Genomic DNA, 20,382 nt, shown 5'->3' with positions numbered 1-20,382 from the left:
GGGCTAAACTTAAGATGCATAAGAAACATGCGGCAAGGAGCGCCATCCTGTTTACGGATCTGACGAGGAGGGCCGCCATCATGGCTTACCGGCATATCGTTGTCGCCACGGATCTCAGCGAAGACGCCGAGTTCCTGCTGGGCAAGGGCGCCAGACTGGCCGCCGCGCTCAATGCCAAACTTTCCCTGATCTATATCGACATCCACCGCGCCGGCTATTACGTCGATCTGGGCGTGGGCGATTACAACTACACCGATCGCACCTTTTCGGAGCGGGTGAAGAATATGCTCAATGCGATCAAAGGGCAGTCGTCGTATCCGGTGGAAGAGGTGATCGTCAGCCGCGGCGCGTTGACGGAAGAGCTGAACCGGGTGGCGAAGGAAAAAGGGTTCGATCTGGTGATCTTCGGCCATCATCATGATGTCTGGAGCCGACTGGTCTCTTCGGCGCGTCAGGCGATCAACGAGCTGAACGTTGATCTGCTGGTTGTTCCCATCGAGAAAAAATAGTCGCGGCCGCCTGCGGGCGGCTGCCGTTTTCCATTCGCATCGCTTATCTCTGGGTGAAGATAACCGCATACCTGCAATAATTTCGCTTGCTGACAATCCGCACGAAAAATAGTGACTGCCTGGAATTTTATTTTCTCCATCAATATGTTGGCCAAAATCCGATAAAGGTTAATCCAGCGCATTGAAATCACTGCCATACCTCTTTTTGGTTAATAAACCGCACGTTTTGACTGGCTCTCCGCGAAGAGGCGTCTTATCCTCGGGGTAATGAGATTTGTATGACTTATATAAATACGTTCACATGGAGGAGGTCTCATGCGTTTTGACAATAAAGTCGTGGTTATCACTGGTGCGGGCAATGGCATGGGGGAAGCGGCGGCGCGGCGTTTCTCCGCCGAGGGCGCCATTGTGGTGCTGGCCGACTGGGCCAAGGAAGCGGTGGACAAGGTCGCCGCTTCGCTGCCGAAGGGCCGGGCGATGGCGGTGCATATCGATGTGTCCGATCACGTCGCGGTTGAAAAAATGATGAACGAGGTGGTGGAAAAACTGGGCCGCATCGACGTCCTGCTGAACAATGCCGGCGTGCACGTGGCGGGCAGCGTGCTGGAAACCAGCGTCGACGACTGGCGTCGCATCGCCGGGGTTGATATTGACGGCGTGGTGTTCTGCTCCAAATTCGCCTTGCCGCACCTGCTGAAGACCAAGGGCTGCATCGTCAATACCGCGTCGGTGTCCGGCCTGGGCGGTGACTGGGGCGCGGCCTATTACTGCGCGGCGAAAGGCGCGGTGGTCAACCTGACGCGCGCCATGGCGCTCGATCACGGCGGTGACGGCGTGCGCATCAACTCAGTCTGCCCGAGCCTGGTCAAAACCAACATGACCAACGGCTGGCCGCAGGAGATCCGCGATAAGTTCAATGAGCGCATCGCGCTGGGGCGCGCGGCGGAGCCGGAAGAAGTGGCGGCGGTGATGGCGTTCCTGGCCAGCGACGACGCCAGCTTTATCAATGGCGCCAATATTCCGGTCGATGGCGGGGCGACCGCCTCGGACGGCCAACCGAAGATCGTCTAAGCGTTAACGCACAGGCCCGGTCAGGATGACCGGGCCTGCTGTTTTAGACGCCGATGCGGTCGCGCAGCGTGTAGTAGGCCGCGCCGATGGCGGTGAACGGGATCTGCAGGTTGCGCCCGCCGAAGAACGGCAGGTGCGGCAGCTTGGCGAAGGCGTCGAAGCGTTCGGCGTCGCCGCGCATCAGCTCGGCGATCAGCTTGCCCGCCAGATGGGTGCAGGTCACGCCGTGGCCGCTGTAGCCCTGCATGTAGTACACGTTATTCTCCAGCCGGCCGAACTGCGGCATGCGCGACAGCGTCAGCAGGAAGTTGCCGGTCCAACGATAGTCGATACGCACCCCTTTCAGCTGCGGGAAGGTCTTCAGCAGCTTTGGCCGGATCAGGTTGTCGATGTCGTCCGGATCGCGCGCGCCGTACACCACGCCGCCGCCGTACAGCAGGCGATGATCGGCGGTGATGCGGTAGTAATCCAGCAGGTAATTGCAGTCTTCCACGCAGTAGTTCTGCGGGATCAGCGCCTGCGCGATCTCCGGCGCCAGCGGTTCGGTGGTCACCACCTGAGTGCCGCACGGCATGCTGCGTTTGGCCAGCCGCGGCTCCAGCTTATCGCCCAGGTAGGCGTTGCCGGCGACGATGACGAAGCGCGCCTTCACCTGGCCGTTGGCGGTGCTGATGAGCGCCGGTTCGCCGTGGCGGATGTTCGTCACCGCCGATTGCTCGAAGATGCGCCCGCCCTGCAGGCGAATCGCCTCGGCCTCGCCCAGCGCCAGATTGAGCGGATGGATGTGGCCGCCGCTGTGATCGAGCAGCGCGCCGACGTAGCGATCGCTGGCGACCTCCTGGCGCACCCGGTCCGCATCGAGCAGCTCGAGCTGGGTATTGCCGTAGCGCTCCCAGTTGCGCTTTTGCTCGATCAGCGCATGAAACTGCTTGTTGTTCAGCGCGGCGAAGATGCCGCCGGGGCGGTAGTCGCAGTCGATGGCGTAGCGGCTGATGCGGCTGCGAATGATCTCCGCGCCTTCAAACATCATGCTGCCGAGCAGGCGGGCGCTTTCCGCGCCGTAACGCTCTTCAATCACATCGATGTCGCGGCTGTAAGAGTTGACCAACTGGCCGCCGTTGCGGCCGCTGGCGCCGAAACCGATGCGCGCCGCTTCCAACACCACCACGTCGTAACCGGCTTCCACCAGGAACAGCGCGGAGGAGAGGCCGGTATAGCCGCCGCCGATCACGCAGACGTCGCATTCGATCGATTCATTCAGTTGCGGATAGGGCTGATGAGCGTTGGCCGTGGCCGCATAATAGCTTTTTACGTGTTCAGTCATGATGTAAGCCCTTATTCCAGCGAGATCCAGGTGGTTTTCAATTCGGTGAATTTGTCCAGCGCATGCAGCGATTTGTCGCGGCCGTTGCCGCTCTGCTTATAGCCGCCGAACGGCACGGTCATGTCGCCGTCGTTGTAGTTGTTGACGAACACTGTGCCGGCTTTCAGCTGGCGCGCCATGCGGTGCGCCCGCGCCAGATCGCGGGTCCAGACCGCGGCGCCGAGGCCGTAGTCGCTGTCGTTGGCCAGTTGCAGCGCCTGTTGCTCGTCGTCGAAGGCGGTCACCGCCAACACCGGGCCGAAGATTTCATCGCGCGCCACGCTCATGGCATTGTCCACCTGGGTGAGGATGGTCGGCCCCAGATAGCCGGCGTGGTCGCCCTGTGGATGGTCGCGCCCGTCGAGGAACAGTGCGGCGCCCTGGCTCAGCCCCCGCTCGATATAGCCGGCCACTTTCTCGCAGTGGCCGCTGTCGATCAGCGTGCCCATCACCGTGGCGGGATCGAGTGGGTCGCCGGGGATGAAGGCCGCCGCATGTTTGCGCAGCGCCTGCAGGAACGCTTGCTGAATGCTCGCCTCGACCAGCAGGCGAGTGCCGGCGATGCACACCTGACCCTGATTGTAGAAGATGCCGGCGGCGGCGCTGCGGGCGGCCTGATCCAGATCCGGGCAGTCGGCGAAGACGATGTTGGCGCTTTTGCCGCCGGCCTCCAGCCAGACGCGTTTCATGTTCGATTCGCCGGCGTAAATCATCAGCTGTTTCGCCACCAGCGTAGAGCCGGTAAAGGTGAGGGCATCGACGTCGCGGTGCAGCGCCAGCGCCTTGCCGGCGTCGTGGCCATAGCCGGGCACCACGTTCAGCACGCCGTCCGGCAACCCGGCCTGTTGCGCCAGTTTGCCGAGCAGGATGGCGCTCAGCGGCGATTTTTCGGAGGGTTTGAGCACCACGCTGTTGCCGGCGGCCAGCGCCGGGCCGAGTTTCCAGCAGGCCAGCAGCAGCGGGAAGTTCCAGGGCACGATGGCGCCGACCACGCCGATCGGTTCGCGCTCGATCAGCGCCAGCGCATCGCGGCCGGTGGGGGCGATTTCGCCGTACACCTTATCGATCGCTTCGGCGTACCAGCGGATGCAGCGGATAGCGCCCGGCACGTCGTCGCGCAGGCTGTGGCGAATCGGTTTGCCGGTGTCCAGCGTTTCCAGCAGCGCCAGCTCTTCGTGATGCTGCTCCATCAGATCGGCGAAGCGCAGCAGCGTGGCTTTGCGTTGCGCCGGCGCGGCCTGCGCCCAGTCGCCGCGTTCAAAGGCGGCGCGCGCCGCGCTGACCGCCCGATCGATGTCGGCGGCTTCACCGCGCGCGACCTGCGCCAGCTCACGGCGGCCGGCGGGATCTTCCACGGCGAAACGCTTCCCCGCGGCGGCCGGCTGGTAGCGGCCGTCGATAAACAGCTGGTGCTCAATCTTCAGGGCCTGCGCCCGTTGTTGCCAATACTGCAAATGGTGAAAGTTCATGCCTGGCTCCGTTGGATCAGAATGTCGTCGGCGTATGGGCGCTGATAATCCGGCAAATGCGCGCCGACGTGTTGCTGAAGCTGTGGGGAATGCCGGTATTGATGGCGTAGCTCTGCCCGGCCAGCAGGTGATAGCTCTGGCCGTTGACCTGCAGCACCACTTCGCCCTCCAGCAGCGTGCCGATCTCTTCCCCTTGGTGTTTGATGCGCTCGCCGGTGGTGGTGCCCGGTTCGTAGGTCTCGATCATCATTGCCAGCGTGCGGTTCGGATCGCCGTTGTGGATCAGCTTCATCGAAACGCCCTGGCTGCCGATTTCGATCAGATCGTCACTGCCTATCACGATCTGCGGCTGCGCCGGTTTTTCCGGCTCGGCGAAAAACGCCGACAGCGACAGACCGTATACCGTCAGCAGTTTTTGCAGCGTGCTGATGGCCGGGCTGACCTTATCTTGCTCGATAGTACTGATGGCGCTGTGGGTTAACCCAGACAGTTCGGCGACCCGGCGCTGCGACAACCCCAATTGTTGACGGATCTGCGACAGACGTTTTCCCGGTGCCAAGCTGACGTCGCTCATGGGCGTTTTTCCTTTTGATAGTTCCGACAGGCGGTGATGAAACCATCAAACAACAGGCGCGACAGGGCGTACTCGTCGCTGTTCCACTCCGGGTGCCATTGCACGCCGAGCGCGAAGGGCTGATCGCGCACGCTGATCGCCTCCACCAGTCCGTCGGCGGCATGCGCCTCGATGCGAACGCTCGCGCCCAGAGTTTTGGCGCCCTGGCCGTGCAGCGAGTTCACCCAGAATCTGTTGCAATCCGGTATCAGTTGCGAAAGCAGCCCCCCTTCCTGAACGATGACTTCATGGGCGGGGGCGTATTGCTGTTCCAGCGGCAGGTCGTGATCTTCACGATGCTCCAGCAGCTCGGGCAGTTCGTACAGGCGGCGATGCAGGGTGCCTTGGGTGGCGACCACCATCTCCTGCATGCCGCGGCAAATGGCGAAAAGGGGAATGCGCCTGTCGAACGCCTGGCGAAGCAGCGCCAGGCTCAACGCGTCTCGGCCGGGATCGGCGTCAGGCTCATCGCCGTTTTCACCATAAAGGTGCGGCTGCACATTACTGGGGCTGCCCGGCAGCAAAATGCCGTCGAGGCGCGGCAACAGTTCCGCCAGCATTTCCGGCTCCGCCAGCGCGTGCGGCAGGGCGATCGGCAAGCCGCCGGCGGTGATAACGGCATTCAGGTACTTTTCTTGCAAGGTCTGTGTGAGGTGCCCGTTTAACCTATACCTGCACATGACGACGCCGATGACTGGTCTGTTAAATATATTGTCCATGCTATCCCCTTGGTACGTTCGAAATTATGAACGATAAGCTTCTCCACCGCCGATTTCGTTCAATATTCTATAAATCTAGCAGTCGATTGGGCAATATTCAAACCAAAAGTAACACTTGCAAAACAAATTTGTTTCATCTACGTTTCATTTGTGGGCATTATATTGAACAAAACGGTCAATAAACATCGACGACAGCAAAACACAAACGGCGGGTGAACCATGCAGACCAACATCGTAGAAGTGGAAAACTTTGTTCAGCACAGTGAAGAGAGACGAAGTAGCGCGTTCCAGCGCGAAGTGAAGAAGTACCTGGAACGTTATCCGTTAACCCAACATGTCGACGTACTGCTGACCGATCTGAACGGCAGCTTCCGCGGCAAACGCATCCCGGTCGGCGGCCTGAACAAACTGGAGAAGGGCTGTTATTTCCCCGCGTCGGTATTTGCGATGGATATTCTCGGCAACGTCGTAGAAGAGGCCGGGCTGGGGCAGGAGCTGGGCGAGCCGGATCACGTGTGCGTGCCGGTGCCGGGCACGCTGACGCCGTCGGCCGCGGACCCGCAATATATCGCGCAGGTGCTGCTCACCATGCTGGATGAAGATGGCACTCCCTTTGACGTTGAACCGCGCAATGTGCTGAACCGAGTGTGGCAGCGTTTGCGTCAGCGCGGGCTTTCCCCCGTGGTAGCGGTAGAGTTGGAGTTCTATCTCATCGATCGTCAACGCGATGCGGAGGGCTATCTGCAGCCGCCTTGCGCGCCGGGAACCCAGGAGCGCAACACCCAAAGCCAGGTGTACTCCGTCGATAACCTGAACCATTTCGCCGATGTGCTGAGCGAAATCGACGAGCTGGCCCGTTTGCAGGGCATTCCGGCGGACGGCGCGGTGGCGGAGGCGTCGCCGGGGCAGTTCGAAGTCAACCTGCACCATACCGATGATGTGCTGCAGGCCTGCGACCATGCGCTGGCGCTGAAACGGTTGGTGCGCATGGTGGCCGAGAACCACAATATGCAGGCCACCTTTATGGCCAAGCCGTATGAGGAGCACGCCGGCAGCGGCATGCACGTGCACATCAGCATGCTGAATGCGCAAGGCGACAATGTGTTCGCCGACGACGACGGCGAAGATTCGGCGCTGCTGAAACAGGCGCTGGCGGGCATGATCGCCCTGATGCCGTCCTCGATGGCGCTGCTGGCGCCGAACGTCAACGCCTATCGCCGTTTCCAGCCCGGCATGTATGTGCCGACCCAGGCTTCCTGGGGGCATAACAACCGCACCGTGGCGCTGCGCATTCCCTGCGGCGATCGCGACAACCACCGCGTGGAGTATCGCGTGGCGGGCGCCGACGCTAACCCTTATCTGGTGATGGCGACCATTCTGGCCGGCATTGTCTACGGCCTGGAAACCGCATTGTCGCTGCCTGAGCCGGTGACCGGCAACGGGCTGGAGCAGGACGGGCTGCCGTTCCCAATCCGCCAGAGCGACGCGCTGTACGAGTTTGAACATCAGCCGGTGCTCAATGCATTGCTGGGCGAACGCTTCAGCCATGTCTACCTGGCCTGCAAAACCGACGAGCTGGTGCAGTTCGAGCGCCTGATCACCGAAACCGAAATCGAGTGGATGCTGAAAAACGCCTGATCCCGCTCACCCTGCGACTACCGCGCGCGTCCGGCGCATTTCATCGGCTCTCCTGTGGCCGGTGAGGCTGCGCGCTGCGGTAAAGAATTTCTTCTATCACGGCGTACAGGACGCCGACGAGGAAATAACCATGACTCAGTCATCCCCATGCGCAGGCGTTTGCCTGTGCCGCAGTGCCTACGGGCCGGTCGCCGGCCGCCCGACAGTGACCCCAAATCGTTTTTCCCGCCGCCTGAACAGCAGTTTCCCCGCGGCCTCTCTGAATGACATTGCACGGTTGACAGCAGAGGACCAAAAGGGGAACTGCCATGACGATTAAAGCCATCGACAGCGGCCCGGCGGGCAAACCACAGCTGCGCAAATCCCTCAAGCTGTGGCAGGTGGTGATGATGGGCCTGGCCTATCTGACCCCGATGACAGTGTTCGACACCTTCGGCATTGTCTCCGGCCTCACCGACGGCCATGTGCCGACCTCCTATTTGCTGGCGCTGGCCGGCGTGCTGTTCACCGCCATCAGCTACGGCAAACTGGTGCGCCAGTTTCCCACCGCCGGTTCCGCTTACACCTATGCGCAGAAGGCGATCAACCCGCACGTCGGTTTTCTGGTGGGGTGGTCGTCGCTGCTGGACTATCTGTTCCTGCCGATGATCAATACGCTGCTGGCGAAGATTTACCTGACCGCGCTGTTCCCGGAAGTGCCGCCCTGGGTGTGGGTGGTGGGCTTCGTCATCCTGATCACCGCCATCAACCTGAAAAGCGTCAATCTGGTGGCCAACTTCAATACCCTGTTCGTGCTGGCGCAGGTGGCGATCATTCTGGTATTTATCTACCTGGTGGTGCGCGGCCTGCACAACGGCGAGGGGGTGGGCACGGTGTGGAGCCTGCGGCCGTTCCTCAGCGAGAATGCCCACCTGCTGCCGATCATTACCGGCGCGACTATCCTGTGCTTCTCGTTCCTCGGTTTTGACGCGGTCACCACGCTGTGCGAGGAGACGCCCGACGCCGCCAAGGTTATTCCGCGCGCCATCTTCCTGACTGCGCTGTACGGCGGGGTGATCTTTATTAGCGTTTCGTTCTTTATCCAGCTGTTTTTCCCGACCATTCAACGCTTTCACCAACCCGACGCCGCGCTGCCGGAGATCGCGCTGTACGTCGGCGGCAAGCTGTTCCAGTCGATTTTCCTGTGCGTGACCTTTATCAACACGTTGGCTTCCGGCCTGGCGTCGCACGCCAGCGTGTCGCGCCTGCTGTATGTGATGGGGCGTGACAACGTGTTCCCGGAGAAATTCTTCGGCTATATCCACCCCAAATGGCGCACGCCGGCGCTGAACGTACTGATGGTCGGGCTGGTGGCGTTGTCGGCGCTGTCGTTCGATCTGGTGACCGCTACGGCGCTGATCAACTTTGGCGCGCTGGTGGCCTTTACCTTCGTTAACCTGTCGGTGATCAGCCACTTCTTTATTCGCGAAGGGCGCAACAAAAGCTGGAAGGATCGCTTCAACTTCCTGTTCCTGCCGCTGGTGGGGGCGTTGACGGTGGGGGTGCTGTGGCTGAACCTGGAGAAGAGCTCGCTGACCATGGGGCTTATCTGGGCGACGCTGGGTTTCGGCTATTTGGCCTGGCTGACCCGACGTTTTCGTCAGCCGCCGCCGCAGTTGGAGCGGCAACCGCAGCAATAAATTCACAGGCGGGAGTTTCCCGCCTTTCTTTTTGGCGCGTGCGGCAGTAGAGTGAAAAAACTGATAAAAAATAACCTATTGGACCTGCCTTATGCCCGCTTTGCCCTTGCGTACCCGCGCCACGTTGCTCGGTTTGTTGGCCATCGTGCTGTGGAGCAGCGTCGTCGGCCTGATCCGCAGCGTCAGCGAAGGGCTGGGGCCGATCGGCGGCGCGGCGATGATCTACAGCGTCAGCGCGGTGTTTTTGCTGGTGGCGCTCGGCGTGCCGAAATGGCGCAGCTTTCCGCGGCCTTATCTCATCGTCGGCAGCCTGCTGTTCGTCAGTTACGAGATCTGCCTGTCGCTGTCGCTCGGCTACGCCAATACCCGCCTGCAGGCGATAGAAGTGGGCATGATCAACTACCTGTGGCCCTGTTTCACCGTGCTGATGGCGTTGGTGCTTAACGGCCAAAGAGCGAAATGGTGGCTGCTGCCGGGGCTGCTGCTGTCGCTGTTCGGCATCGGTTGGATCATGAGCGGCGAGGGCGGCTGGTCGCCGGCGCAGATGCTGGCCAACGTGCGCAGCAACCCGCTCAGCTACGCGCTGGCCTTCAGCGGCGCGGTGATCTGGGCGCTGTATTGCAACCTGACCAAGAAGATCGCCCAGGGCAGCAACGGCGTGGTGCTGTTCATCGTGCTGACCGCGCTGGCGCTGTGGCTGAAGTATGCCTTCAGCGCGGAAAGCGGCATGCAGTTCAGCCTCGGCGTGACCGTAACGCTGCTGTGCGCCGGGGTGGCGATGGGGGCGGGGTATGCCGCCTGGAACGTCGGCATCTTGCACGGCAACATGACGCTGCTGGCCACCGTCTCCTATTTTACCCCGGTGCTGTCGGCGGTGTTCGCCGCGTTGGTGTTGCACACCTCGCTGACCGTCAATTTCTGGCAGGGCGTGGCGATGGTCACTCTCGGTTCGCTGATCTGTTGGCGGGCAACTCGCGGAAATTAACGGAAATTATCCGCTGTCGTCGCAATGTTGAACTAGAATTTAACTAGCCATGTTGCCTGAAGGAACGACGACGATGAGAAGCGACATTCAATTTATTCAACAGCCTGAAATCGACGTGCATCACTATGAGCGCGGCGATACCGTTCGCCTGACCACGGCGAATTTGCGACATGAATATCAGCTCGACGTTTATATTTTGCGTCGCGACGACAAGCTGATTTACGGCTCGGTCGTCGCGGCGGCGCCCAAGACCGATATTCCTGTCGCCAGTTGGGAGGTGAAAAACGGCGAAGAGGTGGCGTTCCGCCAGGAAAACATCGCCAAAGCGGTGCCGGCGGTGAACTGATTTTACGTTCCGCACTTTCTCCTGATTCTGATGAAGGCCGACGCTGGCGCGTCGGCTTTTTCTTTTCCAGGGCGTGATCACGCCCTGATGTCATTTGGCTCAAAAACTGCGCTAAAAAACGCGGTGCATGACAAAAATCACAGCGAATGTGAATTTGCATGAAACATAATTTGACAAATGTGAACGCAATCGATTACCTATTCGCGAAATGCGTAACTGGATCACAGATTCTTACAGTCAGTGGTTTCTATAATGCGCGCGTCATCCGAGTTTCTGTGTGAAGACAACGCCAGGTGTCGGCAGACTCATTGTCATCTTTTCTAAACGGGCAGGAAATGGCCCTTTAAGCATGTGGTAATAAAATGAAAAAAATAGCTCTCGCAGCAGGTGTACTGCTCGCAGCGTCTTACAGTGCATCATCAATGGCTGATAGCAAAGACAGTCAATATGTCTCCGACTGGTGGCACCAGAGCGTCAACGTGGTGGGCAGCTACCACACCCGTTTCGGGCCGCAGCTGAATAACGACGTGTATCTCGAATACGAAGCCTTCGCCAAGAAAGACTGGTTCGATTTCTACGGTTACGTTGACGTGCCGAAATTCTTCGGCGTAGGCAATACCCCGGATCGCGGCATCTGGGACAAAGGCTCCCCACTGTTTATGGAGATTGAACCACGTTTCTCCATCGACAAACTGACCGGCACCGATCTGAGCTTCGGTCCGTTCAAAGAGTGGTACTTCGCCAACAACTACATCTATGATCTGGGCCACAACGCCGACGGCCGTCAAAACACCTGGTACATGGGTCTGGGCACCGATATCGACACCGGTCTGCCGATGAGCCTGTCGATGAACATCTATGCCAAATACCAGTGGGAAAACTACCAGGCCGCCAACGAGAACAGCTGGGACGGTTACCGCTTCAAGGTGAAATACTTCGTGCCGCTGACCCAGGTGTGGGGCGGCAACCTGAGCTACATCGGCTTCACCAACTTCGACTTCGGCTCCGATCTGGGCAAGGACAGCCATTGGGTTGACGGCACCGGCAAACAGGTGCGCACCAGCAACTCTATCGCCTCCAGCCACATTTTGGCGCTGAACTACGATCACTGGCACTATTCTTTCGTGGCGCGTTATTTCCATAACGGCGGCCAGTGGCAGGATGGCGCGGATATCGGCACCCCGCAGGGCCCGATCAAGTCTACCGGTTGGGGTTATTACCTCGTGGTCGGCTATAACTTCTGATTTTCCGTGCTATCAGAAACAGAAAACCCCGCCTGGCGGGGTTTTTTTTCGTCATCACTGGGCTTGTTCAACCGGGAGATGCTTCACCGGCATAAACAGTCTGCCTTTGATCACGTGACATTCATTATTTATCCAACTAATGATTTGTTCACGGCTGACGCCTTCCGACTGCGCGTACTGATGAAGATCGCCGTTAAAGTGCCGAGTGATGTATTCCATGAGGGTCATTTGCACGTCTTTTGCTCCTGAACGCCCACCCGTTGCCAGCCTGGCCACCGCGGGAGGTTGAGGTTTCTCAGACAGCGAATGTAAATTATCGGCAACGAAATCTCAACATAAAGCACCAGATTGGGGCGACAGCGGCGGGAAAAAGAATCCCGCACGGAGAGGCGGGAAATGTTCGCTATTATCATTATGGATGATAAGAATAAGATTTGAGGTGCGACGAAAAAGAGCACGCTAACTCTTTTTTGTTACCTTCCCACGCTAGCGTAAGGCTTATTTTTCTTCAAGAAAAATCTGAAACAAGCATCGGCATTTTCGAGGCGTTTTGCGTTGAGACAAGGTTTGAAAGCGAATGCCGTAAAAGCGCGCCGTTATCTCGGATTTTTCCTTATACTTTGTCTGGAAAAGGCCAGCTATAGTCAACAGAGTCACCCACGCAGGAATACACAACATGAACAAACGTCGTACGACTCTCACGGTGTTGGCGCTGATTGCATCGCTGGGGTTGTCATCCGCCCCGGCCTTGGCCGACAAAGGCGGCAATGGTAACGGCAACGGAAACGGCCATGGCAACAGCGGCAATCACGGCAATAACGGTAACCATGGCAACAACGGCAATAACGGTAACCATGGCAACAACGGTAACAACGGCAATCACGGCAACAAAGGCAATAAAGATAAAGGCGGCTATAGGAACGACGATAATCTGGTATCAGTCAGCCTCTCGCGCGACCGCGCCCGTTCGCTGGCGCACAACTATGGCTTGACCGGCTACAGCTCGCTGCCACCGGGCATCGCCAAAAATCTGGCGCGCGGTAAACCGCTGCCGCCGGGCATCGCCAAAAAAGTGGTGCCTTACTCGATGCTGCGTGAGTTGCCGCAGTACCCGGGTTATGAGTGGCGTATCGCCGGCGACGATCTGGTGCTGGTCGCACTCAGCACCGCGATTGTGGCCTCCGTGATCAATGGCGTTTTCGACTAACGTTTGTCGAGCGTTATCGGGCCTCGCTGCGGCGGGGCCTTTTTATTTGCCAGCGCGGGGCGGACGTGGTGAACTTTGGGCCTTACGTTTTCACTGCATCATAAGGGAGGCGCCATGTTCAGGGCGTTATTGATAGCGTGTTGCCTGACCAGTTTTCCCGCGTTGGCGGGCGGCGGCGCCGCTATCGGCGAGCTGGTGAACCAACGGCTGTCGTTGATGAAAGACGTGGCCGGTTACAAGGCGCAGCAGCATTTGCCGATCGAAGATCTGGCGCAGGAGGCGAAGGTGTTGGCCAGCGCGCAGGCGGAGGCGGGGCGTTTGGGGTTGGAGCCGGCGTCGGTGCGGCCTTTTATCGCCGCGCAGATGGACGCCGCCAAGGCGATTCAGTACCGCTATCGCGCCGACTGGCTGGCGAGCCCGGGATCCGGCTGGCAGCCGCGCCCGTTGGCGCAGGTGCGCCCGCAGATCGCGCAACTGAGCAGCCAGATATTGCAACGGTTGGCGGAGCGGCTGCGTGCCGGCCCGCTCGGCGAGGCGGATCGGGCGGCGTTTATGGCGTCGGTGGATCAGGTGAATCTCAGCGACGCCGACAAACGGCGGCTGGCGGATGCGCTGCTGGCGGTCAAAACCGGCAGCGCACGCTGAGCGTCAGTCGCGGCCGACGGTGCTGCGGCGGAAGGTCAGCATCCGGCTGCGGTTGGCGATGAGATCCACGTTGTAACCGCGGAAATAGAGGCAAAAGCGTTTTAACCACGGGCCGTCCTGGCACTCCACCAGCATGCGGCCCTGGCCGAGCGGGCTGAGCGTGCCGGTCTGCGCCGCCGGGCCGACGCCGATATGCACCCGATTGCCGCGAATTTCAAAGGCGGTGCGATAGTGCGGGTGATACCACAGCCCCTGTACATGCTTCAGGCAGTCGCCGTTGGCCGTGACCGGCAGGAAACGGCGCGCCACATGCCCGACTTCGCCCTCGATCGCTTCGCCAGTCCATTTCAATTTGATCGGCATATGGGCGGACAGCGACACCGCGTACCCATCCTCGCCCTGATACAGTGGTTCATCGCTGCCCAGATAGGCCAGGTTGCCATCTTTGACCTCCAGCCAGTGCGGCTCCGCCAGGGTGGCGTAGAGGCCGTCGGGGATCGCGGCGCTGCGCTGCGGCAGCGGTTCGCCCAGCAGCGCGGCCATCACCTGCAGGGCCATACCGAAACTGTCGCAATCTTCTCGGTTGGCCACCAGCGCGACGCCGGCCTGACGGTCGGGCTCCAGCAGGAAATAGGTTTTGTAACCGGCGTGGGAACCGCCGTGGCCGAGCAAGCGGCGGCGGCCCAGCGGGGTTTGCGCCAGACCCAGGCCATAGGCGCTGAGCTGGCCCTGATTAAGGCGGCGCGGTGCGCCGAGTTGCGCCAGCACGCCCTGGCCGGGGCCTTCGTCCGCCAACAGCGTCTGCAGCCAGCGGGTGAGGGCGTTGAGGCTGCCGGTCAGGCTGCCGGAGGCGGAAAGGTGCAGGCCGGCGCTGGCGTGTTGCCAGCCCTGCGGCGCACGCCAGTAACCCGGCACCAACCCCGGCACCACGTCGAACCAGCTTTCCGGCGCCCGCATCTGCACCTGCAGCGGCCGGGCGATGTGCTGTTGCACCAGTTGGTCGAAATCATACCCTTTGCTGCGCAGCGCGGCCTCCAGCAGCCGATAGCCGGTATTGCTGTAGGCGATCTCGCTGCCGGCTTCGTAGTTCAATTTCTCCAGCCCCTCGACAAACTGCATCACCGGCTGCGCCTCGCTGACGGCGTGCAGCGAGATGCCCAGCAGGCCGAGCGTCTCGCGCACGTCGGGCAGGCCGCCGGTCATGTCCAGCGCCTGGCCGACGGTAACGTCCGCCAACGCGGGCTGCAGGGCGGGGAGCAGTTCACCCAGGCGTTGCTCCAGCCGAATGGCGCGCTCGGTGGCGTTCAGCGCCAGCGCGGCAAAGATATGCTTGGTCACTGAGGCATAACGCACCACGCTGTCGGCGGTGAAGGGGGTGTTCTGCGCCAGATCGGCCAGGCCGGCGCAGGCGGTGGCGCGGCGTTGTTGGGCGTCAAACAGGGTGATGGCGCCGCCGGGTTCGCCATGCCGTTGCCAGCCGGCCAGCAGTTGTTCGGCCAAGGCGCCGGCAGCGCGCCAGTTTAACGGTGTTACAGACATAGGGCCTCCAGAGAGTATTCGAAACGGGCCAGCTCGGCCACACGCCGCCCGGCGCTGAGCGCGGGCTTTTGGGCTGATTGTGGCGCAGTGCGTTTTTCGTCGGCCGCCGTTTTGTGCGCTGTTTGGACCAGTTAGCGGGGAATCACGCGAAACTTTGATATAGCGCGCAGATTGCTGCTGGCGTTGCGGTTAGAGGCAGGAGAAAAACAGGCGCCCGGCGGCGCCTGTAAAGGGGGTTCAATTCAGTCTGGCGGCACCGTCCAACAGGCTTTCAATCATCTGCTTGAGCAGGCGCTGCAGCGAGGCGGCGCGCTGGGGCTCGAACGCGAAAGGATACTGTTCGGACATGTAGTTGACCTGCGCCAGTTCGAGCTGGATCGCATGCTGTTGCTGCTGCGGTTGACCATAGGCGCGGGTGATATAACCGCCCTTGAAGCGGCCATTCAGCACGTGGGTGTACTGCTGTTGCTGCTCGCAGCAGGCGACCAGCCGATCGCTCAGCGCCTGGGCGCAGCTTTCACCGCCGTTGGTGCCGAGATTGAGATCCGGCAGCTGGCCGTCGAACAGCCGCGGGATCACCGAGGCGATCGAGTGCGCGTCGAACAGCAGCGCATAGCCGTGGCGCGCTTTGAGGCGCGCCAGTTCGTTCTGCAACTGCTGATGATAAGGTTGCCAAATTTGCTGCAGGTAGACGGCGCGTTCTTCGTCCGTCGGCGCTTTGCCCGGCAGGAAGCTTGGGCGGCCGTCGAACAGCACGTCGGGATACAGACCGGTGGTGGCGGTGGTGTACAGCGGCTTGTCGTCCGCCGGGCGGTTCAAATCGATGACGAAGCGCGAATAGTTGCCGACCAGTACGCTGGCGCCCATCGCCCGGGCGAAGTCGTACAGCTGCGGAATGTGCCAGTCGGTATCGGGCAGCGGACGGGCATCGTCGGTCAGCCCGGCCTCGACCGCCGGCGTCAGTTGTGTGCCGGCGTGTGGGATGCTGATCAGCAGCGGCAGGCTGCCGGTCTGGAAGCTAAAAGGATCGCGAATGGTCATTGACGTACTTCTCCTCGGAAAATCACCGTACAGGGCAGCTGGCCGCCCAACCAATAAGCCAGTTCCGCCGGCCGCGACAGCGGCCAGTGAACGAAGTCCGCCACCTTTCCGGTTTCCAGCGTGCCGTGGCTGTGCTGCAGCCCCAGCGCTTTGGCGGCGTGGGTGGTGACGCCCGCGAGCGCCTCTTCCGGCGTCAGGCGGAACAGCGTGCAGGCCATGTTGATCATCAGGCGCAGCGACAGCGCCGGCGACGTGCCGGGGTTGGCGTCGCTGGCGATCGCCATCGCCACGTGGTGTTTGCGGAACAGCGCTACCGGCGGGCATTGGGTTTCACGCAGCAGGTAGTAAGCGCCCGGCAGCAGCACCGCCACGGTGCCGGCGTCGCCCATGGCGCGGGCGTCTTGCTCGGTAGCGTATTCGAGATGGTCGGCGGAGAGCGCGTGATGGCGCGCCGCCAGCGTGCTGCCGCCGAGGGCGGAGAGCTGTTCGGCGTGCAGTTTGACCGGCAGACCGGCGGCTTCGGCGGCGGCGAAGACGCGCTCCACCTGCGCCGGTGAGAACGCCAGATGCTCGCAGAAGGCGTCGACCGCATCCGCCAGACCGGCGGCCGCCGCCTGCGGGATGATGGTGTCGCAGACCAGATTGATGTAGTCGTCGGCGCGGTTGGCGTATTCCGGCGGCAGCGCATGGGCCGCCAGACAGGTGGTTTTCACCTCGACCGGCAGCAGCTCGCCCAACTTGCGCGCCACCCGCAGCATTTTCAGTTCGCTCTCCGGGCTGAGGCCATAGCCGGATTTGATCTCCACGCAGGTGACGCCTTCCGCCAGCAGCGGCCGCAGGCGGAACAGCGCCTGCTCCAGCAGCAACTCTTCGTCGGCCTCGCGGGTGGCTTTCACGGTGGAGATGATGCCGCCGCCCTGCGCGGCGATGTCGGCGTAGCTTACGCCGTTCAGCCGCTGTTCGAACTCGCCGCTGCGGTTGCCGCCGAACACCAGGTGCGTGTGGCAGTCAACAAAGCCGGGGGTGATGATGCCGCCGTCGAATTTCACCGTTTCGTCCGCGATAAGATCGGGCGGCAGCGCCGCATGTTCGCCAATCCAGACAATCTTGCCGTCGCGTACGGCGATCGCGCCGTCGGTCAGGGTGTGATATTTACCGTCGCGCATGGTGACGATATCGGCGCCGTGCCACAGGCTGTCACAGTGGATCTCAGACGTCATTGCTTTCCTCCGCCGGAGCCGCAGCTCCCACATGGTTGTATATACAATTAAAAACAACCTAACGCATTCACCGGGATGTCACAAGAGGCGGGCGAGATTTTGTTATCAGGATGTGATCGACAGCGGAGATGCGGGCGCAGGGCGCGCCCGCCGGGGTTCAGACTTCGCTGGTGAAGCGGCCGAACAGCTGATAGCGGCTGCCGGGGTACAGCAACCGCGCCGAGGTGACCACGGTTTTGCCGGACCAGGTGCGGCGATGGATCAGCAGGCCGGGTTCGTGGTCCTCCAGCTGCAGCAGCTCGCGCTCGCGCCGGGTGGGGATCACCGCTTCGACGATGTGTTCGCCGGCGGTCAGCGGCGCGGCCTGCGTCAGGTAGGTGTAAGGGGTGACGCGGTCGAAATCCTGCTTCAGGTAATCCGGCGCCACCAGCGGGTTGACGCAGCGGTCTTCCACCTGCACCGGCACGTCGTTTTCGTAATGCACGATCTGGGAGTAGAACAGCCGTTGGCCGGGCTGAATGCCCAGCGCCGTCGCTTCTTCCTCGCTGGCCGGGCGGGCCTTCAGCTCGAGGATTTTACTGCCGTGGCGATGACCGCGCGCGGCGATCTCATCGGCGATGTTGTGCACTTCCAGCAGTGCGGTATGCGCCTTGGCTTCGGCGACGAAGGTGCCGACGCCCTGCATGCGGATCAAAAAACCTTCGCTGGTCAGCTCGCGCAGCGCGCGGTTGATGGTCATGCGGCTGACGCCCAGTTCCGCCACCAGTTCACTTTCGGAGGGCACGCGCTGGTGCGGTTGCCAATGCCCCGCACGGATTTGATTCACGATCGCCTGTTTGACCCGTTGGTAGATCGGGGCGGGGGCATCGCTCATTGCAGCCGCCAGTTGTAACACGGTCTGTTGTTCAGCCACGACGTTAACCTCGTCAAATAAAAAAATAATAACACCAGTTTACTGTTGATGTCGGCGTATGTATATGTATATACAACTAGTGGCCGTCGCGCCAGAAACTTGCCGGCGGCCGCCAAAAATTCCTGAATGCGCGCCATCGCCGCGCCTCATTCACCGTTACATCAACCGTGGAATACTGCCATGCCTGCTTATTTTGCCCCACGCGCTTTGCTCCCTGAGGGCTGGGCGCATAACGTCCGGCTGGACGTCGATGCGCAAGGTTATCTGACTCAAGTTACCGCCGACGCTGAACCGCAAGGCTGCACCCGGCTGCACGGCGACGCGGTGCCGGGCATGCCGAACCTGCACTCCCACGCTTTCCAGCGCGCGATGGCGGGGCTGGCGGAAGTGGCGGGCAACCCGCAGGACAGCTTCTGGACCTGGCGCGATCTGATGTACCGCCTGGTGCAGCGTCTGACGCCGGAGCAGGTGGAGGTGGTCGCCCGTCAACTGTATATCGAAATGCTCAAGGGCGGATACACCCAGGTGGCCGAATTCCACTACCTGCATCACGACGCCGACGGCAAGCCCTACGCCGATCGCGGTGAGATGACCGGCCGGCTCAGCGAGGCGGCGCATCAGGCCGGCATCGGCATGACGATGCTGCCGGTGCTGTACAGCTACGCCGGTTTCGGCGCCCAGCCGGCCCAGCCGGGGCAGAAACGTTTTATCCAGGACACCGAAAGCTATCTGCATCAGCAGCAGGTGATTGCCCGCCAGCTGGCGGATCGCCCGTTGCAGAATCAGGGGCTGTGCTTCCACTCGCTGCGTGCGGTGGAGCTGGGGCAGATGCAGCAGATTTTGGCCGCGTCGGATCGCACCTTGCCGGTGCATATTCATATCGCCGAGCAGCAAAAAGAGGTGAACGATTGCCTGGCGTGGAGCGGGCAGCGCCCGGTGGCCTGGCTGTATGACCATCTGCCGGTGGATCAGCGCTGGTGTCTGGTGCACGCCACCCATCTGGATCGCGACGAGCTGGAAGCGCTGGCGCGCAGCCGTGCGGTGGCCGGCCTGTGTTTGACCACCGAAGCCAACCTCGGCGACGGTATTTTCCCCGGCGACGCGTACCTGCAGCAGCAGGGGCGTTGGGGCATCGGTTCCGACAGCCACGTTTCGCTCGACGTGGTGGAAGAGCTGCGCTGGTTTGAATACGGCCAGCGGCTGCGCGATCAGCGTCGCAATCGCCTGACGACGCCGGAACAGTCGGCGGTGGGCGATGTGCTGTACTCGCAGGCGCTGCAGGGCGGCGCGCAGGCGTGCGGCGCGCCGATCGGTCGGCTGCAGAGCGGCTATCGCGCCGACTGGCTGGTGCTGGACGGCGACGATCCGTATCTGGCGGCGGCGCCGGACGCCTCGATCCTTAACCGCTGGCTGTTCGCCGGCGGCAAAGAGCAAATTCGCGACGTATTCGTCGGCGGCCGGCAGGTGATCGAGCAGGGACGGCACGCGCTGCAGCAGCAGAGCAGCGCCGAGTTCCTGCAGGTGCTGAAAACCTTTCAGCAGGAGGCGTAATGAGCCTGACCCGTTTTAACTTCGCCGCGCTGCCGGTCAGCCCGTGGCGCAACGGCGGTGGGGAAACCCGCGAAATCGTCAGCTGGCCGCCGGGCGCGCAGGATTTTGACTGGCGCGCCAGCATCGCCACCATCGCGCAGGACGGGCCGTTTTCCGCCTTTGCGGGCATCGATCGTTCGATCACCCTGCTGGAAGGCGACGGCGTGCGGCTGTTCAGCGCTGGGCATATCGACCATCAGTTGGCGCGCGTCGGGGAGCCGTTCGCGTTTTCCGGCGACGTGGCGCTGGAAGCGACGCTGCTGGGCGACGCCAGTCAGGATTTCAACATCATGACGCGCCGCGGCCGGCAGGCGGCCGAGGTGCGGCGCAGCACGGCGCCCGTCACCCTGCTACCCAACCGGGCAGGCGTGCTGTATGTGCTGAGCGGGGTCTGGTCGCTGCCGGGGGGCGGCGAACTGAGCGCGCGCGAGGGCGTCTGGTGGGCGGCGCAGGCGGTGAGCGGCGAGGTGAGGCCGCTGACGGCCGACGGCGCTATTCTGTGGGCGGACATCACAGCCTGCTAACGCGGAGTAGAGTCCTGCGCCTGGTTATGGGATTATTCACTTTTCCTCATTAATCATAAAGAAGGGC

Annotated in this window: 20 protein-coding genes; 11 read left to right on the top strand and 9 right to left on the bottom strand. The window is 61.5% G+C overall.

Going from position 1 to position 20,382, the window contains the following annotated elements; translation table 11 throughout:
• Positions 1–80 precede the first annotated feature (80 nt).
• A complete protein-coding gene (locus tag JL05_RS18280) occupies positions 81–509 on the top strand; it encodes a universal stress protein (RefSeq protein WP_033633267.1) in 429 nt (142 codons plus the stop codon).
• A gap of 315 nt (positions 510–824) precedes the next feature.
• Complete coding sequence (gene budC, locus JL05_RS18275) at positions 825–1,580, top strand: meso-2,3-butanediol dehydrogenase (protein ID WP_033633266.1); 756 nt, start codon at positions 825–827, stop codon at positions 1,578–1,580.
• 43 nt (positions 1,581–1,623) lie between these two features.
• On the opposite strand, the gene JL05_RS18270 is transcribed toward budC, so the two are convergent.
• From JL05_RS18270 to puuD, 4 genes are read right to left on the bottom strand one after another with little or no spacing between them, the layout of a single operon-like run.
• Positions 1,624–2,904 carry an NAD(P)/FAD-dependent oxidoreductase gene (locus tag JL05_RS18270; RefSeq protein WP_033633265.1) on the bottom strand — a complete coding sequence of 427 codons (1,281 nt, stop codon included), beginning with the start codon at positions 2,902–2,904 and terminating at the stop codon, positions 1,624–1,626.
• A gap of 11 nt (positions 2,905–2,915) precedes the next feature.
• Positions 2,916–4,412: an aldehyde dehydrogenase PuuC gene (puuC, locus tag JL05_RS18265; RefSeq protein ID WP_033633264.1), complete on the bottom strand. Its 1,497-nt coding sequence runs from the start codon at positions 4,410–4,412 to the stop codon at positions 2,916–2,918.
• Between the two features lie 16 nt (positions 4,413–4,428).
• The gene (gene puuR, locus JL05_RS18260) at positions 4,429–4,986 is read right to left on the bottom strand and encodes an HTH-type transcriptional regulator PuuR (RefSeq protein WP_015377636.1); all 558 of its coding nucleotides are present in this window, start codon (positions 4,984–4,986) and stop codon (positions 4,429–4,431) included.
• Positions 4,983–5,744, bottom strand: a complete 762-nt coding sequence (gene puuD, locus JL05_RS18255; RefSeq protein WP_004941285.1) for a gamma-glutamyl-gamma-aminobutyrate hydrolase — start codon at positions 5,742–5,744, stop codon at positions 4,983–4,985. The genes puuR and puuD overlap by 4 nt, the downstream gene beginning before the upstream one ends.
• A 219-nt stretch (positions 5,745–5,963) precedes the next feature.
• Here puuD and JL05_RS18250 point away from each other — a divergent pair, with 219 nt between their 5' ends.
• From JL05_RS18250 to JL05_RS18230, 5 genes are all read left to right on the top strand, one after another.
• Positions 5,964–7,382 carry a glutamine synthetase family protein gene (locus tag JL05_RS18250; protein WP_033633263.1) on the top strand — a complete coding sequence of 473 codons (1,419 nt, stop codon included), beginning with the start codon at positions 5,964–5,966 and terminating at the stop codon, positions 7,380–7,382.
• A gap of 308 nt (positions 7,383–7,690) precedes the next feature.
• Positions 7,691–9,061 (top strand): APC family permease, encoded by a 1,371-nt coding sequence (locus tag JL05_RS18245; protein WP_033633262.1) that lies wholly within the window; start codon positions 7,691–7,693, stop codon positions 9,059–9,061.
• Positions 9,062–9,152: 91 nt separating this feature from the next.
• Positions 9,153–10,046, top strand: coding sequence for an aromatic amino acid DMT transporter YddG (yddG, locus tag JL05_RS18240; RefSeq protein WP_021505526.1), 894 nt, complete (start codon positions 9,153–9,155; stop codon positions 10,044–10,046).
• 73 nt (positions 10,047–10,119) lie between these two features.
• Positions 10,120–10,392: a hypothetical protein gene (locus JL05_RS18235; protein WP_004941292.1), complete on the top strand. Its 273-nt coding sequence runs from the start codon at positions 10,120–10,122 to the stop codon at positions 10,390–10,392.
• 362 nt (positions 10,393–10,754) lie between these two features.
• Positions 10,755–11,636, top strand: coding sequence for a nucleoside-specific channel-forming protein Tsx (locus tag JL05_RS18230; RefSeq protein ID WP_004941293.1), 882 nt, complete (start codon positions 10,755–10,757; stop codon positions 11,634–11,636).
• Positions 11,637–11,690: 54 nt separating this feature from the next.
• Here the strand turns inward: JL05_RS18230 and JL05_RS18225 are convergent, their stop codons facing one another.
• Positions 11,691–11,870, bottom strand: coding sequence for a hypothetical protein (locus JL05_RS18225; RefSeq protein WP_031300509.1), 180 nt, complete (start codon positions 11,868–11,870; stop codon positions 11,691–11,693).
• A 442-nt stretch (positions 11,871–12,312) separates the two neighbouring features.
• Between JL05_RS18225 and JL05_RS18220 the strand changes: the two genes are divergently transcribed.
• Positions 12,313–12,843 (top strand): anti-virulence regulator CigR family protein, encoded by a 531-nt coding sequence (locus JL05_RS18220; RefSeq protein WP_033633261.1) that lies wholly within the window; start codon positions 12,313–12,315, stop codon positions 12,841–12,843.
• A gap of 114 nt (positions 12,844–12,957) precedes the next feature.
• Positions 12,958–13,488: a chorismate mutase gene (locus JL05_RS18215; RefSeq protein WP_033633260.1), complete on the top strand. Its 531-nt coding sequence runs from the start codon at positions 12,958–12,960 to the stop codon at positions 13,486–13,488.
• Between the two features lie 3 nt (positions 13,489–13,491).
• Here JL05_RS18215 and JL05_RS18210 read toward each other — a convergent pair whose 3' ends face one another.
• From JL05_RS18210 to hutC, 4 genes are all read right to left on the bottom strand, one after another.
• Positions 13,492–15,027, bottom strand: a complete 1,536-nt coding sequence (locus JL05_RS18210; RefSeq protein WP_033633259.1) for a serine hydrolase domain-containing protein — start codon at positions 15,025–15,027, stop codon at positions 13,492–13,494.
• 237 nt (positions 15,028–15,264) lie between these two features.
• Positions 15,265–16,068 (bottom strand): N-formylglutamate deformylase, encoded by an 804-nt coding sequence (gene hutG, locus JL05_RS18205; RefSeq protein WP_033633258.1) that lies wholly within the window; start codon positions 16,066–16,068, stop codon positions 15,265–15,267.
• Positions 16,065–17,288, bottom strand: coding sequence for an imidazolonepropionase (gene hutI / locus JL05_RS18200; RefSeq protein WP_033633257.1), 1,224 nt, complete (start codon positions 17,286–17,288; stop codon positions 16,065–16,067). Before hutI ends, hutG begins: the two co-directional genes overlap by 4 nt.
• 157 nt (positions 17,289–17,445) lie before the next feature.
• Positions 17,446–18,201, bottom strand: coding sequence for a histidine utilization transcriptional repressor HutC (gene hutC, locus JL05_RS18195; protein WP_033633256.1), 756 nt, complete (start codon positions 18,199–18,201; stop codon positions 17,446–17,448).
• 180 nt (positions 18,202–18,381) lie between these two features.
• Here hutC and JL05_RS18190 point away from each other — a divergent pair, with 180 nt between their 5' ends.
• Entirely contained in the window at positions 18,382–19,752 is a 1,371-nt protein-coding gene (locus JL05_RS18190; protein WP_033633255.1) for a formimidoylglutamate deiminase, read from the top strand.
• The gene (locus tag JL05_RS18185) at positions 19,752–20,315 is read left to right on the top strand and encodes a HutD/Ves family protein (RefSeq protein WP_033633254.1); all 564 of its coding nucleotides are present in this window, start codon (positions 19,752–19,754) and stop codon (positions 20,313–20,315) included. The genes JL05_RS18190 and JL05_RS18185 overlap by 1 nt, the downstream gene beginning before the upstream one ends.
• Positions 20,316–20,382: the final 67 nt, after the last annotated feature.

The organism is Serratia nematodiphila DZ0503SBS1, from assembly GCF_000738675.1.
GTDB lineage: Bacteria > Pseudomonadota > Gammaproteobacteria > Enterobacterales > Enterobacteriaceae > Serratia > Serratia nematodiphila.
The sequence above is the reverse complement of the archived record's forward strand: the minus strand, read 5'-3'. Positions and strand labels throughout refer to the sequence as shown.